This is a genomic window from Streptomyces sp. NPDC091682, from assembly GCF_044756625.1.
Taxonomy (GTDB): domain Bacteria; phylum Actinomycetota; class Actinomycetes; order Streptomycetales; family Streptomycetaceae; genus Streptomyces.
The window spans coordinates 78,639-95,627 of sequence record NZ_JBIVTH010000019.1; the positions used below are offsets into that span (position 1 = coordinate 78,639).

General features: G+C 70.5%; 10 protein-coding genes and 1 pseudogene. 4 read left to right on the forward strand and 7 right to left on the reverse strand.

The genetic code is table 11. The features are described from left to right. Positions 1 to 13: 13 nt before the first annotated feature. The 4 genes from ACIQK6_RS33585 to ACIQK6_RS33600 form a co-directional block, all read right to left on the reverse strand. Positions 14 to 514 (reverse strand): hypothetical protein, encoded by a 501-nt coding sequence (locus ACIQK6_RS33585; RefSeq protein ID WP_402696388.1) that lies wholly within the window; start codon positions 512 to 514, stop codon positions 14 to 16. Between the two features lie 172 nt (positions 515 to 686). Continuing rightward, positions 687 to 3,533: an ATP-binding protein gene (locus tag ACIQK6_RS33590; protein WP_402696390.1), complete on the reverse strand. Its 2,847-nt coding sequence runs from the start codon at positions 3,531 to 3,533 to the stop codon at positions 687 to 689. A 233-nt stretch (positions 3,534 to 3,766) separates the two neighbouring features. Beyond that, positions 3,767 to 4,960: a cytochrome P450 gene (locus tag ACIQK6_RS33595; RefSeq protein ID WP_402696392.1), complete on the reverse strand. Its 1,194-nt coding sequence runs from the start codon at positions 4,958 to 4,960 to the stop codon at positions 3,767 to 3,769. A gap of 116 nt (positions 4,961 to 5,076) precedes the next feature. Continuing rightward, complete coding sequence (locus ACIQK6_RS33600; RefSeq protein WP_402696394.1) at positions 5,077 to 5,574, reverse strand: GbsR/MarR family transcriptional regulator; 498 nt, start codon at positions 5,572 to 5,574, stop codon at positions 5,077 to 5,079. An 88-nt stretch (positions 5,575 to 5,662) separates the two neighbouring features. Here ACIQK6_RS33600 and ACIQK6_RS33605 point away from each other — a divergent pair, with 88 nt between their 5' ends. The 3 genes and pseudogenes from ACIQK6_RS33605 to ACIQK6_RS33615 form a co-directional block, all read left to right on the forward strand. After that, the gene (locus ACIQK6_RS33605) at positions 5,663 to 6,592 is read left to right on the forward strand and encodes an ATP-binding cassette domain-containing protein (RefSeq protein WP_402696396.1); all 930 of its coding nucleotides are present in this window, start codon (positions 5,663 to 5,665) and stop codon (positions 6,590 to 6,592) included. Continuing rightward, a complete protein-coding gene (locus ACIQK6_RS33610) occupies positions 6,589 to 8,244 on the forward strand; it encodes an ABC transporter permease (protein ID WP_402696397.1) in 1,656 nt (551 codons plus the stop codon). Before ACIQK6_RS33605 ends, ACIQK6_RS33610 begins: the two co-directional genes overlap by 4 nt. 374 nt (positions 8,245 to 8,618) lie before the next feature. Continuing rightward, positions 8,619 to 9,140 (forward strand): annotated as a pseudogene (locus ACIQK6_RS33615) (hypothetical protein); the annotation flags it as partial. Positions 9,141 to 9,383: 243 nt separating this feature from the next. On the opposite strand, the gene kdpF reads toward ACIQK6_RS33615, so the two are convergent. Together kdpF and ACIQK6_RS33625 are read right to left on the reverse strand one after the other, a co-directional pair. Beyond that, positions 9,384 to 9,473: a K(+)-transporting ATPase subunit F gene (gene kdpF / locus ACIQK6_RS33620; RefSeq protein ID WP_402696431.1), complete on the reverse strand. Its 90-nt coding sequence runs from the start codon at positions 9,471 to 9,473 to the stop codon at positions 9,384 to 9,386. A 179-nt stretch (positions 9,474 to 9,652) separates the two neighbouring features. Further along, a complete protein-coding gene (locus ACIQK6_RS33625) occupies positions 9,653 to 11,218 on the reverse strand; it encodes a Na+/H+ antiporter (protein WP_402696398.1) in 1,566 nt (521 codons plus the stop codon). A gap of 248 nt (positions 11,219 to 11,466) precedes the next feature. On the opposite strand from ACIQK6_RS33625, the gene ACIQK6_RS33630 reads away from it, so the two are divergent. Next, positions 11,467 to 13,971, forward strand: coding sequence for an ATP-binding protein (locus ACIQK6_RS33630; RefSeq protein ID WP_402696399.1), 2,505 nt, complete (start codon positions 11,467 to 11,469; stop codon positions 13,969 to 13,971). 466 nt (positions 13,972 to 14,437) lie between these two features. On the opposite strand, the gene ACIQK6_RS33635 is transcribed toward ACIQK6_RS33630, so the two are convergent. Continuing rightward, positions 14,438 to 16,984 carry an ATP-binding protein gene (locus ACIQK6_RS33635; protein WP_402696400.1) on the reverse strand — a complete coding sequence of 849 codons (2,547 nt, stop codon included), beginning with the start codon at positions 16,982 to 16,984 and terminating at the stop codon, positions 14,438 to 14,440. Positions 16,985 to 16,989: the final 5 nt, after the last annotated feature.

Here is a 16,989-nt window from a genome sequence, read left to right on the forward strand (position 1 = left end):
CGGAGCCGGCTGGTCAGACGGAGGCGCTCTGGAGCTGCTCCCAGCGCTTCGACATCTCGGCGAGGTCGCCGACGATGTGTCCGAACAGCTCCTCGATCTCGGCGATCCGCCGTCGCCGGTCCGCGTCGGCGCCGGCCAGGACCTCAAGGCCGAACTGGAAGATGCGGTGGTACTCCGGCCAGCTGGCGAAGGTGTCCGACACGGCCTTGGGGTAGCCGTCGTCGACGAGCCGGTAGCTGGTCTCCCGGCCCGGCTCGTCGATCCGGACGTACAGGCCGGCGAGCGTCAGCTGTTCGATGAGCTGCTCGATGCTCTCCGGCGTGGTGTCCACAGCGGCGCAGATCTCGGACAGTGTCTGCTCGGCCGGGTCACTGATGATCATCCAGGCCATGGTCCGGCCCTTCTCCCATGTCACGCCGTGAGCTTCGTGGTAATGCCGGGCCACGTTGTCGACGAAGGAGCGTTCGGCTGCGGTCAGGGTGTCGTACCGCTTCTCACTGGGTGCGTTGCGCACGGTTCCCGCCTTTCGGGTGCGGCAGAGGCCGGTCCGCGGCAAGCGATGTGCGTCCCCCGCGGCTGACGACCGCCAGCCTCTCGAAGCGGGCTCGAGGGCGCCCCAGGAGAACCCCCAGCAGGACCCCCAGTCCGCCCGGCGCCCCTGGTGGCGGGGCCGGTCGGACCGGGGATCAGGCGCTGCGCCGCTCCGGTCCGGGGTCTCCGGGGACCAGGGAGAGGGCCCGGGTGAGCTCCGCGCGCTTGCGGATGCCGAGCTTGCTGTACGCCTGGCCGAGATGCCACTCGACGGTCTTGACGGTGATGAACAGCGCCTGAGCTATCTCTCGGTTGGTCAGACCCGCTGATGCCTGCTGCGCCACCCGGTGTTCTGCGGGAGTCAGCGAGACGGTCTCCCCTGCCGCCGGTGACAACCGGGCACCGGTGAGGCGGAGTTCGGCGCCTATCTCCTGCTCCAGTGCGGCAGCTCCGCAGTTCCGTGCCAGTTCCAGCGCCGTCGTCAGGCGGTGGCGGGCTTCCGAACGGTCACCGGTCCGGCGTATCGCGGCACCGAGGGCAAGCAGGGTGCGGGCGTGTTCCACTGGGGCCGTAAGGCCGGCCAGCAGCTGCTCGGCCTGCTCGATGTGCCGTATTCCCTCCTTTCCGCCGGCCATTTCCCCGTACGCGCAGAGTGCCGCGGCCAGGGGACGGGAGGCTCCGACGGAGCTCGCTCGGCGCACCTCGGCGAAGGCAAGTTCCCGGGCGGCGCGCTGCCCGCTGTTCATGGCCACGCCGTGCACGACGGTGGCGAGCCATCCCCCGGTCGCGGACGAGTTGTGCCAGCGGTGCTTGCGGGCGAGGGAGCGGCAGTCCAGCAGTTCCTGAACGCTCTTCTGCCGGCGGCCGAGCGCCGCGTGGAGCCTGCCTCGTGCCACGCGCAGCGGTAAGTGGACGGCGTTCCGAGGCAGTTCGCCGGCCATTCCATGACGTTCGAGCAGCTCGTCGGCCTCCTGCGGCCGGTCCTGCTCGATCAGACACTGTACGAGTACGGCCGCCGCGAGCGGGGCTTGAGTCAGGGCGAGGGATGCCCCGGTCCGTTGCCGCAGCACCTCCCGCGCCGCTGCCTCGGCGTCGGCGATCCGTCCGGTGTCGAAGACGATCGCGGCCCGAAGGCTCCGGGCGGTCGCCGCGGTCAGGACATGGCCGTCCCGGGTCGCCATGCCGACGACCTCGTTGAGGATGCCTTCGGATGCCAGCGGATCGTCGCACTGGGCAAGCACCCACGCGGCCAGGGACGCGGGGGGCAGCTCCACGTCGTGAGCGGGCAGTCGCACCCCGTCCGCAACGGCGGCGCGCGCCAAGCGCGCCGCACGCGGGGCGGGCCGACCGTCGGAGAGCGCAGCCGCGGCCGCGTGCGCCCGCAGGGTGAGGGGATCGAGACCGGGCCGACTCCGGGAACCGGCCCGGTCGCCCCGGTCTCCGGCGAGCCGCTGGATCGTCATGGCCGCTGCCCAGGCCTGGGCGCCCTCGGTACGGTCCGCCGCCCAGGATCCCGGGTCTATGGCGGCGAGGGCATCCTCCGGCCGGCCGACGGCGGCCAGGGCGTGGCCGAGGTCGAGCCGTATCGTGAGTTCCGCATGTGGCTGGGCCCCTTGGCGCAGTACCTTTTCCAAGTGCTCGAGTGCCGAAGCCTGCTGGGCGCGGAGCTCGGCCGCGCCCAGCTCCGCCAGCACGCCCAGGTCGACCCCTTGTGCGGGGGATTCGGCCATCGCGCGCCGCAGGTAGCGGGTGGCGGCCAGGGCATCGCCCCCACCGAGGACCTCGCGTGACGCGGAACGCAGGATCGACACGGCCCAGGGGTTCGCGTCGGGATCGGTCCGGCACAGGTGCTCGGCCGACCGGACCGCGGCGGTCCCCGCCGCACCGAGACACGCCGCGGCCGTCCGGTGCGCGGCGTTGCGCGCCTGCGCCGCCATGCCTTCGTACACGACCTGGTGGATCACGGGCCGGACGAAACGGTACGGGGCATCCGCTGTGAGCAGCCCCGCGTCCCTGAGCCGGCCCGCGGCCTCCGTGGCATCCGCCTCGTCGAGCCCGGCCACCCGGGCGCAGTGCCGGGGCTCGGCGTCCGAGGTCAGCACGGCCACCGCGCCGGCGAGGGCGACCGCGATGTCCGGCAGTCGGGTGAGTTGTCGACGGACGCCCCAGGCGGCGCGGGCCGGGGTCAGCTCGTAGACGCGAGGTGCTTCCGTCTCCACGGGGGCGATACCCTCTCGGGCCGCGTCCTCCAGCAGTTCGAGGAGGTGGAGCGGATTGCCCTCGCTCATGGTGAGGCAGGCATGCGTGAACGCCTCGTGCGGCGCGCGGCCGAGGATCTCGGACGCCAGTTGGTGAACGGCTTCGGCGCTGAGCGCGCCCAGTCTCGCCGGCTTCACCAGGGGCGCGGCGCAGGCCGTCATCAGCAGTTCGGGCGTGGCGGGTTCGTCGGTCGGCGTGCTGGCCAGCGCGACGAGGACCGCATGGTCTTCGATCCTGTTGACCAGATAGCTCACGAATCGCAGTGATTCGGCGTCCGCCCATTGCGCGTCGTCGATCATCAGGAGAAGCGGCCGGCGCTCGGAGAGATTGCGGCACAGCCAGTAGAGGCCGTGCAGAGCGCCGTACAAGTCCTCGTAGGGTCTGGACGCGGGGCAGTTCTGGAGCTGCCGGTAGTCGAACAGGGAACGGGCCATGGCCGCGGGGCCGGAGAGGATACCGGCGTCCTCTCCGGTGGAGTCCAGACCCGGACACAACTCGAAGAGCTGGCGCACGATCGTCCAGGCGAAGTCCTGCTCCAACGCGCAGCCGCGCGCGCTCAGGACGACGAATCCCTGCTGGGAGGCACTCTCGCGGGTCGTTCGCAGGAGGCTGGTCTTCCCGAGCCCGGTCGCCCCCTCCAGCACCACCATGCCGCCGCTGCCCTCACGTGCCTGGAGGAGGCCTTCCTCCAGGAGTTCTGATTCCCGGTCTCGTTCCAGGAGTCGCGCGTGCTCGCGCCGCATTCGACACACCCTCTCGAAGAGATAAGCCCGAACCTACGAACGAACCGACTCTGACCCGTGTTTCGGGTACGGGAGCGCACCGGACGAGACGGTACAGCCACCCGGCAGGTGTGGCCCGTTTGGACGCCATCAAGAAAGCGCAGGGGGATCTCCACGGGGGAGGTTGGCTTGAAAACACCGCTGCCGTCTGCCGGACCCGAAGGTCCGGCAGACGGCAGCGATACGTCGGTGCCTCAGGCCGCCCGGAGGGCGACGGGCAGCCGGTCGAAGCCGACCATCTGCGGGGGCAGGGCCCAGACGAGGTCGCCGTCGCGGTCGACCGCGATCTCCTTGAACCGGTCGAGCAGGACCTTCAGCACGAGCCGGGTCTCCAGGCGCCCCAGGGCGTTGCCGATGCAGTGGTGCGTGCCGAAGCCGAATCCGAAGTGGCGCCCCTCGCTGCGGCGGTGGATGTCGAACGACTCCGGGTCGGGGAACTGGCGCTCGTCGCGGTTGGCGGAGCAGAAGCTCGCGGCCACGTGCTGGTTGGCCGGAATCGTCACCCCGGCGACCTCGACCTCGCGGGTGGAGGCCCGCAGGCCCGTGGTGATCGGAGGCCGGTGGCGCAGCACCTCCTCGACCGTCTGTCCCAGCAGTTCCGGGTTGGCGCGCACCTCGGCCATCGCCCGCGGGTTCAGGTCGAGCAGGTCGACCGAGTTGGCGATCGTCATCGTCGTGCTGATGTGGCCGCCCGCGAACATGACGTTCGCGAAGTTCACCGTCTCGTCCTCGGTGAGCCGGTCGCCGTCGAGCTCGGCGTTGGCGAGCCGGGTGAGCATGTCGTCGCCCGGCTTGTTGCGGCGCTCGCGTACCTTCTCGCGCAGGTACGACACGGCCTCCTGCTGGAGCTCGCCCAGCGCCTCCGCGAAGCCCTCCTGGGCCATTTCCTCGGGGGTGACGTTCATGACCTTGCGGGCCCAGTGGTAGAAGAGGTGCCGGTCCTCGGCCGGCAGCCCCAGGATCTCCAGTATGACCGCGATCGGAACCGTGTACGCGAGCTCCGCCACCAGGTCGACGCCGTCCTTGCCGATGAACCCGTCGATGATCTCGTTCGTGGTGCGGATGATCTGCGGCTCGAAGCCGGATATCGAGTGCGGCGTAAAGGCCGTACTCAGGATCTGGCGCACACGCGTGTGCCGCGGCGGGTCCATCTGGGGGAGGCTCTCCAGCCCCGTCTCGGGGAAGCCCATCCGGTGCATCTCCGAGGAGAAGATCTCGGGGTGGGTGAGGACATGCCGGGCGTCCGCGTATCGGTAGACCACCCACCACCCCGTCACGGGGTCCTGATGGACCGGGTGTTCGTCCCGCATTGCGCGGTACCACTCGTAGACGGCCGGGTCGTTCACGTTCGGCTGCGGCGGAATCGCAGACACGTCGAGCTTGGACACCCCATCACCTTTCTCACCGGACAATCGGGCTGGTTCAGCCAGCCGCAGCGTGACGGTGAGTCCGGTGGGACCGCACCGGGGCACCCCCCAGCGCCGACCCCAGAACAGGCATGGAGCTATGGAGTCCGGGCCGCCTGCTCGCTCTGGAGTGCACGCCACCGCGCGAGTACGCCGGTCAGTTCGTTCATCAGGAACTCGAAGAACTCGCTGCTTTCCGCGAGCCGTTGGCCTGCCGGGGTGCCTCCGCCGATGGTGTCGACACCTTCGTTCAGAACGCGGATCCAGCGCAGCATGAGCTCGTCCCGCTGGGCCATCGATTCGAACCAGGCGTTGTTGCGTACCCGGTAGCGGTCCCGCCGCGAGCCGGGTTCGCGCTCCCTGCTCACCAGTCCGACGCGGGCGAGATAGCCGATGGCTCCGGAGACGGCCGCCGGGCTGACATGCAGCCGCTCGGAGAGTTCGGCCGAGGTGAGGACGCCGCTGTCCTCGGCCATGAGACACGAGAAGATCCGCGCCGGCATCATCTGCATGCCCGCCTCGGCGAGTTCGGAGGCGAACCGTTCAACGAACTCCGAGACAGCCTCCGCTTCCTGCGGGGTCTTTTCCACCGACACGCTGTGTCCTCCTCCGACTCGACGGGTCCCACGATTTTAACGGTTCCTTATCTTCACAATCTTGTGAATGTATCGTACCTTTTTAAGTATGACGAAGGCAATCATGCTGTCCGACCTGCGGAAGTCCTTCGGTCGGATCCACGCCCTCGACGGACTCGACCTCGGTGTCGAGACGGGCGAGGTTCACGGCTTCCTCGGGCCGAACGGCGCGGGGAAGTCCACCACCATCCGGGTCCTGCTCGGACTCCTGCGCGCCGACGCCGGCGCGGCGCAGCTGCTCGGCAAGGACCCCTGGAGCCACGCGGTCGAACTCCACCGGCGGCTCGCCTACGTACCGGGCGACGTGGAGCTCTGGCCGAACCTGACCGGCGGCGAGGCGATCGACCTGCTCTCCCGGCTGCGCGGAAAACTCGACAAGCAGCGCCGGAACGAGTTGATCGAACGCTTCGACCTCGACCCCACGAAGAAGGGACGCACCTACTCCAAGGGCAACCGGCAGAAGGTCGCCATCGTTGCCGCTCTCGCCTCCGACGCCGAACTCCTGCTCCTCGACGAGCCCACCGCCGGACTCGACCCCCTGATGGAAGTCGTGTTCCAGGACGTGATCCTCCAGGCCAAGGCCGCCGGCCGGACCATCCTGCTGTCCAGCCACATCTTGGCCCAGGTGGAGAGGCTCTGCGACCGGGTCAGCATCATCCGCCAGGGCCGGGTCGTCCAGTCCGGCACGCTGAGCGGGATGCGGCACCTGACACGTACGACGATCGAGGCCGAGACCTCGTTCCCCGCGACAGGTCTGGCGGGTCTGCCGGGCGTGCACGAGCTGCGCAGCGAGGGTGCCCGGGTGCGCTTCGCCGTGGACGGCGAGCACCTCGACCAGGCGATGCGCGCGCTCAGCCAGTCAGGACTCCGGAGCCTCGTCAGCCACCCGCCGACCCTGGAGGAGCTGATGCTGCGGCACTACGGCGACGAACTCGCCGCGAACGGGTACTCCGCCACTGCGGACGGTGCGGCCCGATGAGCACCGCAACGGCCTCCCGAGCCTCTGCTCCGGTTCGCGCCTCGGCAGGGGGCGGTACCCTCGCCGGCACCGCGACCCTCGTCCGGTTCAACCTGCGCCGGGACCGCATCCGCATCCCGGTATGGGTGTTCGCCCTGTTCATCGCGACCGCCGGCACCGCGAACAACGTCAAGACGCTCTACCCCACCGCGGCCGACCGCGCCGCGATCGCCCGGAGCTCGGACACCCCGGCCGCCATGGCCATGACGGGGCCTCAGCACTACCTGGACGACTACACCTTCGGTGCCATGCTCGGACACCGGATGCTCGGTTTCGCCGCCGTGCTGGTCGCGCTGATGAGCGTGCTCATCGTCACGCGGCACACCCGGACCGAGGAGGAGACCGGCCGCGCGGAACTCGTCCGCTCCACCGTCGTCGGCCGCCACGCGCATCTGGCAGCGGCGCTCGCCGTGGCCGCCATCGCCAACCTCGGCCTGGCCCTGCTCCTCACCATCGGCCTGAGTCGGATGGGCATCGAGGGAATCGACACCGGTGGATCCCTGCTCTACGGCCTCGCGCATGCCGGCGTCGGCATCGTCTTCGCCTGCGTGGCGGCGATCACCGTGCAGATCACCGCGCATTCCCGGGCGGCCTCCGGGATGGCGCTCGCCGTCATCGGAGCCGCCTACGCCCTCCGTGCCTCGGGCGACGTGGGCAACGACACGCTGTCCTGGCTCTCCCCGATCGGCTGGGCTCAGCGCACCTATGTCTTCGTCGACAACCGCTGGTGGCCGCTGCTTCTGTCCCTCGCGCTGGCGGCGGCCTGCGCCGCCACCGGATTCGCTCTCAGTACCCGCCGGGACGTGGGCGCGGGCCTGCGCGCCGCCAGGCTCGGCCGTCCCACGGCCTCCGAGGCGCTGGTCCGCCCGTTCGGGTTCGCTGTGCGCCTGCACCGCGGCCTGCTCATCGGTTTCGGCGCCGGCCTTTTCCTCCTCGGATCGATGTACGGCTCGATCCTGGGGGACGCCGAGGACATGCTCAAGGACATCGACCAGATTCAGGAGGCACTGAAACGGCTCGGTGGGGCCACCGTCGCCGAGTCGTTCGCCGCGATGGTCATGTCGATCGTGGCCGTGGTCGCCTCCGTGTACGTCGTCATCGCGGCGCTGCGCCCACGAGCGGAGGAGAGCGCGGGGCGCGCCGAACCCGTACTGTCCACCGGGCTTTCCCGCGCCGGCTGGCTCGGGAGCCATCTGGCCGTCGCGCTGATCGGTGGCACCGTGCTGCTCTTCGTGGCCGGACTCGGGCTCGGCATTTCCGGTGCCGCCTCCACCGGTGACGGCGATCTGTTCCTCAAGCTCGTGGGCGCGGCCCTGGCCTACGCACCGGCGCTCTGGGTCACCGTGGGCATCACCGCGGCCCTCTACGGCTGGTTCCCGCGGGCTGCCACGGCGGCCTGGTTCGTCCCGGTCAGCGCTTTCGCCATCGGCTACCTGGGACAGCTTCTGCAGTTCCCCGGCTGGCTGAACGACCTCTCCCCGTTCGGCCACGTCCCCCGGCTGCCCGCCGCGGACATGCGTTGGACTCCCCTGGTGATCCTCACACTGATCGCCGCCGCCCTCGTGTGGGCAGCCCTCCGGGGCCTGGCCCGCCGCGACCTCGAAACCAAGTAGCGCGGCAGGGCGGTATCCGGGCCCTGGTACCGCCCCTCCGCCCGCCCGGCGGACGGTGTCAGGGCCCCGGATGATCACCTGATCAGGGTGGTGGCTGCTGAACTCCATGAGCGGGTGCGCCCGATGCCAGCGGTCAGGACTTGTCGAACGACGGCGGATTCCACCACGGGTGCTCCGGCGGCGGCTTGAAAGGACCGGTCCGATTGGCCATGAGGATCAACATGCTCGCGGTCCGGCCGGAACGAACCTCTCAGGCGTTCTGGGTCGGCATCAGCCGACGTCAGGGCAGGCAGAAGCATCTGCGGCGGGTGTCACGGCATGCACCACGACCCCGGCGTGCGTTTCGCGAGGTGAGCCATCGAACGGGACGGATCATGGAGACAGCTCAGAGGCAGGAGCAGGCGGCACCGGGCGTCTTCACCGCCTTCGCCCGCTTCGTGCTCTGCGGCGGCGGGGTGGGGGCCGCCTCCAGCTTCGCCGTGGTGGCGCTCGCCTCCTGGATTCCCTGGTTCCTGGCCAACGCCCTGATCGCCGTGGGCTCCACGCTCCTCGCCACCGAGCTGCACGCCCGCTTCACCTTCGGCTCGGGCGCGTGCGCGACCTGGCACCAGCACGCACAGTCGGCCGGGTCTGCGGCGGCCACGTACGCCGTGACCTGCGCGGCGATGGTCGTCCTGCAGCGACTGGTGGCCGCGCCCGGTGCGGTGCTCGAACAGATCGTCTACCTGTCCGCCTCCGCACTCGCCGGTGTTGCACGGTTCGCGGTGCTGCACCTCGTCGTCTTCACGCGGAACCGTTCGCAGGCCACGGCCGCCGTCCGCACCGCCCGGCCCGCGCACGCGACGGTGGCCCGCACCGCGGCCCCGACAGACCCCGCGGAACTCTGCCGCGCAGCCCGACGATTCCGCCGGGAGGCGTGCCGCTCGGGCCGGTCGGCGGGAGCCCGGAGGTGGCCGGCCGCCGAGGGCGGGCAGCCGATGGAGTTCAACAGCGCCTCCGCCGCCGGACCGACCCTCGACCCTCGACATCAGGCCGACGGCAACCACTTGGGGCAGGGTCAAGCCGACAGCCGCTGCGATCTCCAGGGCACGCGGTGCGCCCGGTGCTCGACCACAAGCACTTCGTCCGCGACCTCCTGCTCAGAACTTCTCCGGGTAGAGGAACGCCAGGACGAGATATCCGACCAGGCTCACCGCGATGACACCGCCTACGGCAGTCTCCGTGCTCACCCGTACTCGACCCGACCCCTCGCCAGGATTTCCACCTCACCAGCGAACGGGAGCGAGGTCGTGGGCGATAGGGGTCCTGACGGACTTCTGACGCTTCTTGGGCGCGACGCCGACGATGAATTGACGGCCAGGCGGTGTGCCGGCGCAAGCCCGATGTCCGGGTAGCCCCAGGGCGGCTCTCACAGGTCGGAGAGCCGTGCTTCCTCGAGGTCGAGCGTGCGCTGGAGCTGTCGGCGGGTGGTGTCGCTGATGCGGTGGTCGTCGTAGAGGCGCCGGAGTTCGGCTGCCTCGACGTTGATCAGGTCGCGTCGCAGGTGGCGGTAGACCTGGTCGGCGGACTCGTACGGTCCCTCGTCGTCGCCGAGCCGGTCGCGGGCGTGGTCGCGGCGGGCCTGCAACGCACGGCGGAGGCGGTCGAGCACTGCCTGGGGTGCGGCGTCGAGACCGGAGAGCTCGTCCAGCCGGCGCAGTCCCGCTTCGGCCAGGCTCAGTCGAGCGCCGGTCTCCTCGCGTTCGGTGTGATCCGGTTCGAGGCCGATCCCCGAGCGGCGGACGACCGCCGTGAGGGTGAAGCCCTGGACGACGAGGGTGACGATCACGACGGACGAGGTCAGGACCAGTACCAAAGGGCGCTGAGCCAGTGCGGATCCGTCCGCGGCGGCGACGGGGATGGACAGGGCTGCGGCGAGAGGCATGACACCGCGGGTTCCCGCCCACGACAGGACGGCGGGGATCCGCCAGTTGGTTCTGGCCTTCCCGTTCTTCCACTGGAGGAGGGCGGAGAGCGGGAAGATCCACAGGATCCGTACCGTGATGAGGGTGCCTGCCAGAGCCAGTGCGTAGAGCGGCCAGAGCCGGTTCTCGTCGCCCAGCTCGCGGATCAGGCCCGGTAGGGAGAGCCCGATCAGGCTGAACACGACGCTTTCGAGCAGGAAGATCACCGTGCCGTAGACGGCGTGCAGTTGGAGGCGGATGCGTGCGCTGGTCAGGCGATCGCCGCTGCCGCCCACGAGGACGCCGGCCACGACCACGGAGGTGACGCCGGAGGTGTGGGCGGACTCGGCCAGGACGTAGGCGGCGTACGGGGTGACGAGCGCGACCACCGTTTCCAGGACCGGGTCCTCGATGCGGCGCCGGATCAGCATCACGATGCCGGCGATCGCGGCCCCGATCAGGGTGCCGCCTCCGGCGAGCAGGGCGAACTCACTGCCCGCGCTGCCCCAGGAGACTGCCGAGGAAGCGATCGCGATGCTGACCGCAACCCGGAAGAGGACGAGGGAGGTGGCGTCGTTGAACAGGCTCTCGGCCTGGACCATGACCTGGACCCTGGGCGGCAGCGCGAGGCGCCGACCGAGTGCGGTGACCGCCACGGGGTCGGTGCTCGCGAGAACTGCCCCGAGGACCAGCGCCATCTGCCACGACAGGGGAGTCAGCGCGGAGGCCACGAACCCCACCACCGCGGCCGAGGCCAGTATGAGACCCACGGCGAGCACGGACACCGGCTTCCACACCGCACGCAGCTCGCGCCACGACAGCTCCTCGGCACTGGCGTACAGCAGGGGCGGCAGGACGACGAGGCCGATGATCTCGGGGGTGATGTGTATCTCGGGGGCGCCGGGCAGCAGGGCGACGAAGAGCCCCGCGACGACGAGCAAGGAGGGCGCCGGTATGCGCCAGCGGCGGGCACCGGTCGCTACGAGGGTGGCGAGGACGACGAGAAACAAGACAGTGCCGACGATGCGCATTCCGCCCCTTGGACCCCTGGAATCGAGATCGGGGTCACATGACCCGTCACGCCGACCAGGCTTCCCGGCACACCACCTTCACCTTATCCGCATGGACTGTGTCAGGACAGCGTAAATGTCTCCGTGCTCAACCACGGTCCGGCCGAATTCCGCCCGATGATGGGCGTGAGCAGGACTTGTGCGCCTCTGCCACCCGGGGGAGCCCCTTCGTGGACCGGGGCGTTCTTCGGCGTGAGGAGGCACGTGACGTGGCGGAGGCGGTTGTCCGGCCCGGAAGACTGAAGGTCTTTCTCGGGGCGGCCCCCGGCGTGGGCAAGACGTACCGGATGCTGGATGAGGGGCGCCGGCGGGCGGACCGGGGCACGGACGTGGTCGTGGCCTTCGTCGAATGTCACGGACGCCGCCTGACCGAGGAGAGGCTGGCCGGCCTGGAGGTCCTGCCACGCGTGGTACGTACGTACCGGGGAGGCTCGTACACCGAGATGGACCTGGCGGCCGTTCTGGAACGGCGGCCCGAGGTGGCGCTCGTCGACGAACTGGCCCACTCCGTCGTTCCCGGCGGAAGCCACGCCAAGCGCTGGCAGGAGGTGGAGGCGCTCCTCGCGGCGGGGATCGACGTGGTGACGGCCGTCAACATCCAGCATCTGGAGTCCCTGGGCGACGTCGTCGAGAAGATCACCCGGGTCCCGCAGCACGAGACCGTTCCGGACGCAGTGGTGCGCAGGGCCGCCGAGATAGAGCTGGTGGACCTGCCACCCGAGGCGCTGCGACGGCGCATGGCGCACGGGAACATCTATGCCCCGGAGAAGGTCGACGCGGCGCTGTCCCACTACTTCCGGGTCGGAAACCTCACCGCGCTGCGGGAACTGGCGCTGCTGTGGGTGGCCGGGCGCGTGGACGAGGCACTGCAGAAGTACCGCGTCGAGCACGGCATAGGCGGAGTGTGGGAGACCCGGGAACGGGTGGTGGTCGCGATCACGGGTGGGCCCGAGGGAGAAACGATCATCCGGCGGGCGGCCAGGATCGCTGCCCGCTCGGCGGGCGGCGACCTCCTCGCCGTGCACATAGCGCGCAGCGACGGCCTGGCCGCGGGAGCGTCGGCTTCGGCGCTGGTCCGCCAGCGCGCGGTGGTCGAAAGCCTCGGCGGCAGCTACCACTCCCTGGTCGGCGACGATGTGCCCACGGCGCTCACCGAGTTCGCCCGCGCGGAGAACGCCACCCAGCTGGTGATCGGTACGAGCCGTCGAGGGCGCGTCGAGCGCTTCCTCACCGGGCGGGGTACGGGTGAGACGATCGTCGCGCTCTCCGAGGACATCGACGTCCACATGGTCACGCACGAACGGGCCGGGCACGGAAGACTGCTGCCCTCGCGACGGCGGACGTTGCCCAACCCGCGCCTGATCGCAGGCCCGGTACTGGGTCTCGTGCTCCCGGTCGCACTCACCTTTCTGCTCGATCAGACCCGGGGCAGCCTCAACCTCACCAGTGAGGCGCTGCTGTTCCTGGTGACGGTGGTCGGGGTGGCCTGTGTGGGCGGAGTGGTGTCGGCCCTCGTCGCGTCCGTGACGGCCTCGCTCCTGCTGAACTACTGGTTCATCCCGCCAGTCGGCCGGTTCACGATCGCCGAGCCCAACAACATCCTCGCGCTGGTGGTGTTCGCGGTGGTGGCGGGGACCGTCGCCGCGACGATCGACCGGTCGCTGCGGTTGTCGCGCAGAGCCGCGAGGGCCACGGCCGAGGCGGAGACGCTGTCCTCGCTCGCCGGCTCCATCGTGCGGGGGGACCAGGCCGTTCCCGCGCTCCTCGAACGGACCAGGGAGACCTTCGGGATGGACGCCGTCGAGCTCACCGCCGAACCGGCCGCGGAGAACACCCCGTCCGCGGAGGTCCCGGTGGGCCAGGGCGGGTACCTCGTACTGCGGGGGCGTCCGCTGTCCGCCTCCGACCGGCGTGTCCTGGCAGCCTTCGCCGCGCACGTCACGGTCGCGGTCGAACGGGCCCGCCTGGCCGAGGCGGCCGCCGAAGTCGAACCCGTCAAGGCGGCCGACCGGATGCGTACCGCTCTCCTCGCGGCGGTCAGCCACGATCTAAGGACCCCCCTCGCGGCCGGCTGGGCCGCCATCGCGTCCCTGCGCGCCCGTGACGTGGAGTGGAGCGAGGAGGACCGGGCCGAACTCCTGGCCACCGCCGACGAGTCGATGGCCCGGCTCAACCGCCTCGTCGAGAACCTCCTGGACATGAGCCGTCTGCAGGCCGGGGCCTTGAAGCTGGACCTACGAGCCACGGACCTGATGGACGTGCTGCCCGCCGCACTGGACGGAATGCCCGCAGATGCGCCGGTCGTCGACATCCGGAGCGTGGAAGAGGCACCGGCCGTGCTGGCCGACCCACCCCTGCTCGAGCGCGTGGTCGCCAACCTGCTCAGCAACGCCGCCCGGCACACCCCGCCCGGACAGCGCGTTCTACTGACGGCCAGCGCGCTCGACGACCGGGTGGAGTTCAGGGTCGTCGACCGTGGGCCCGGCATCCCCGAGGCGGACCGCGAGAACGCGTTCGTGCCGTTCCAGCGCCTCGGCGACACCGACAACACCACGGGCGTCGGGCTCGGGCTCGCACTCTCCCGGGGACTCACCGAGGCGATGGGCGGCACGCTGACACCCGAGGACACCCCCGGAGGCGGCCTGACCATGACCCTGTCGCTGCCTGGCGTTCCCGCGCCCCTCGCAGCACGGCGTGCCGTGGGGCCTGACTGACGGGCGACCTGCAGCCGTAATGTGTCGGCCCTCGCGGCGCCCTCGGTCGGGGCGGCGATGATGGGCCGCCACGTCCTCGGAGTGATGCAGACCGGGCGCGAGGTGCTGCTGTTCACCGTGGTGGACGTGGGTGGGCACCCCGAGCTGGAGGCTTTCTCGATCCACGAGGCCTTAAAGCAGAACCAATGGCGCGTGCCGGCGGCGGGGTCGTCGGATGGCTCGGCGGCGTACCGTCCCGCTTCGGACACGCTGGGCGGTCTGTACGTGCCGCCGAGCGACCGGCTTCGACTGGCGCCCGCCGCACGGCCGCGTCCTGCGGGCCGGCGACCGGGTCGTGCTCGCGACGACCCGGCGGGGCCTCGACGTCCTGATGACAGGCGTCCAGCTCCACCCGGGGCGTCAGGCCGACCCGGCCACTCCCGACCCCAGACTCTGAATCCGTTCCCGAAGGCACGGGCCGGGCGGATCAGGTCGTCGCGTCGGCCGGGAGATGGGGGAGTCCTGGCTGCGCCCCGCCCTTGACGGGCAGGGTGATGACCATCGTCAGGCCTCCGCCGGGGGTGTCTTCGGCGGTCAGGGTGCCGTCCATGGCTTCCAGGAAGCCCCGGGCGACCGCGAGGCCGAGGCCCACGCCGACACCCGCGGGGGCGTCTCCGTAGCGCTGGAAGGGCTCGAATATGCGGTTCTTGGCCTCGTCGGGGACGCCTGGGCCGCGGTCGACGACGCGGAGTTCGAGGCGGTCGGCGAGGGCGCTCGCGGATACGAGGACGGCTTGGCCGTCGGGGCTGTACTTGACGGCGTTCTCGACGATGTTGGCGACGGCCCGTTCCAGCAGGCCGCGGTCGACGGCGACCATCGGGAGCGTCTCGGGAATGTCGAGGTCGACGCTGTCATCGGGTACGCCGGCCAGGGCCATCGGGACGACCTCGTCGAGGTCGGTCTCCCGGATGATCGGGGTGACGGTGCCGGTCTGGAGGCGGGACATGTCGAGGAGGTTGCCGACCAGGTGGTCGAGGCGGTCGGCGCCGTCCTCGATGCCCTTCAGGAGCTCGGCCCGGTCCTCCTCGGACCAGTCCACGTCGGTGGAGCGCAACGAGGTGACGGAGACCTTGATCCCGGCCAGCGGGGTACGCAGGTCATGGCTGACGGCGGCCAGGAGCGCGGTGCGGATCTGGTTGCCCTCGATGAGACGACGGGCCTCCTCGGCCTCGCCGACCAGGCGCTGTCGGTCGAGTACGACGGCTGCCTGGGCGGCGAAGGCGCCGAGCACGCGTCGGTCCTCGGCGGGCAGGACCCGGCCGGTCAGGGCCAGCGCCATGTTTTCGCCGATCGGCATGTCGACGTCGGCGTCCTCGGGGCGGCTGACCGGACTGGTGCCCGTGCTGCCCGCGCAGGTCCACGGGTCGACTTCGCTGCCACGCTCCAGCAGTGCCACGGAATCCATGGCGAACGTTTCGCGCACCCGCTCCAGCAGGGCGTCGAGGGCGGTCTCTCCGCGCAGGATGCTGCCGGCCAGGAAGGAGAGGATCTCAGATTCGGCGCGCAGCCGGGCTGCCTGGTGGGTGCGGCGGGCAGCGAGGTCGACCACGGAGGCCACGGAGACGGCGACGCCGACGAAGATCGCGATGGCGACGATGTTCTTGGGGTCGGCGATGGTGAGTTTGTGGACCGGCGGCGTGAAAAAGTAGTTCAGGAGCAGCGACCCGAAGGCCGCCGAAGCCAGGGCGGGGAGCAGGCCGCCCAGGAGTGCTGCCGCCACGGTGAAGGTGAGGAAGAGCAGCATGTCGTTGGCGAGGCCGAGGTCGGGGACGACCTGGCTCAGGAGGAGCGCGAGGAGCGCGGGACCGGCGATGCCGACGATCCAGCCCCAGATGAGGCGGGAGCGGCCGAGCCGTCCGCTGCGGGCGACGGGCAGGCTGCGGCGGCCCTTGGCGGCCTCGTCGTGGGTGACGATGTGGACGTCGAGGTCGGGTCCGGATTCGCGGGCGACGGTGGCGCTGACGCCGGGGCTGAAGGCGTACTGCCAGGAGCGGCGGCGGCTGACGCCGAGCACGATCTGGGTGGCGTTGACCCCGCGTGCGAACTCGAGCAGCGCGTCGGGGATGCTGTCGCCTATGACGTGGTGGAAGGTGCCGCCGAGGTCCTCGACCAGGGTGCGCTGGACGGCGAGTTCCTTGGGCGAGGCGGATGTCAGCCCGTCGCTGGCGGCGATGTAGACGGCGAGAACCTCCCCGCCGGCGCCCTTCTCGGCGAGGCGGGCCGCGCGGCGGATGAGCGTACGACCCTCGGGGCCGCCGGTGAGGCCGACGACGATGCGTTCGCGGGCCTGCCAGGTGGAGCGGATGTTGTGCTCGCCGCGGTATTCCTGGAGGTACTCGTCCACGCGGTCGGCGACCCACAGCAGGGCGAGTTCGCGCAGGGCGGTCAGGTTGCCCGGGCGGAAGTAGTTGGACAGGGCGGCGTCGACCTTGTCGGGCTTGTAGATGTTGCCGTGAGCCATGCGGCGGCGCAGGGCCTGCGGGGACATGTCGACGAGCTCGATCTGGTCGGCGCGTCGTACGACCTCGTCGGGGACCGTCTCGCGCTGGCGCACACCCGTGATGGTCTCGACGACGTCGCCGAGGGACTCCAGGTGCTGGATGTTGACGGTGGAGACGACGTCGATGCCGGCCTGGAGGAGTTCCTCGACGTCCTGCCAGCGTTTGGTGTTGCGCGAGCCGGGGACGTTGGTGTGGGCGAGCTCGTCCACCAGCGCGACGGCGGGGCGACGCGCGAGGATCGCATCGACGTCCATCTCGGTGAACGTGGATTCCCGGTACTCCAGTTCGCGCCGTGCGATCTGCTCCAGGCCGTGCAGCATCACCTCGGTGCGCGGACGGTGGTGATGCTCGACGAAGGCGACGACGACATCGGTGCCGCGCTCCACCCGTCGGTGGCCCTCCGAGAGCATCGCGTACGTCTTGCCGACGCCGGGGGCCGAGCCCAGGTAGATCCGAAACTTGCCGCGTCCCATTTTTG

Coding starts and splice junctions, on each gene's coding strand:
- ACIQK6_RS33590 (WP_402696390.1), bottom strand. CDS start 3,533: ATGCGGCGCGAGCACGCGCGACTCCTGGAACGAGACCGGGAATCAGAA.
- ACIQK6_RS33605 (WP_402696396.1), top strand. CDS start 5,663: ATGACGAAGGCAATCATGCTGTCCGACCTGCGGAAGTCCTTCGGTCGG.
- ACIQK6_RS33610 (WP_402696397.1), top strand. CDS start 6,589: ATGAGCACCGCAACGGCCTCCCGAGCCTCTGCTCCGGTTCGCGCCTCG.
- ACIQK6_RS33625 (WP_402696398.1), bottom strand. CDS start 11,218: ATGCGCATCGTCGGCACTGTCTTGTTTCTCGTCGTCCTCGCCACCCTC.
- ACIQK6_RS33635 (WP_402696400.1), bottom strand. CDS start 16,984: ATGGGACGCGGCAAGTTTCGGATCTACCTGGGCTCGGCCCCCGGCGTC.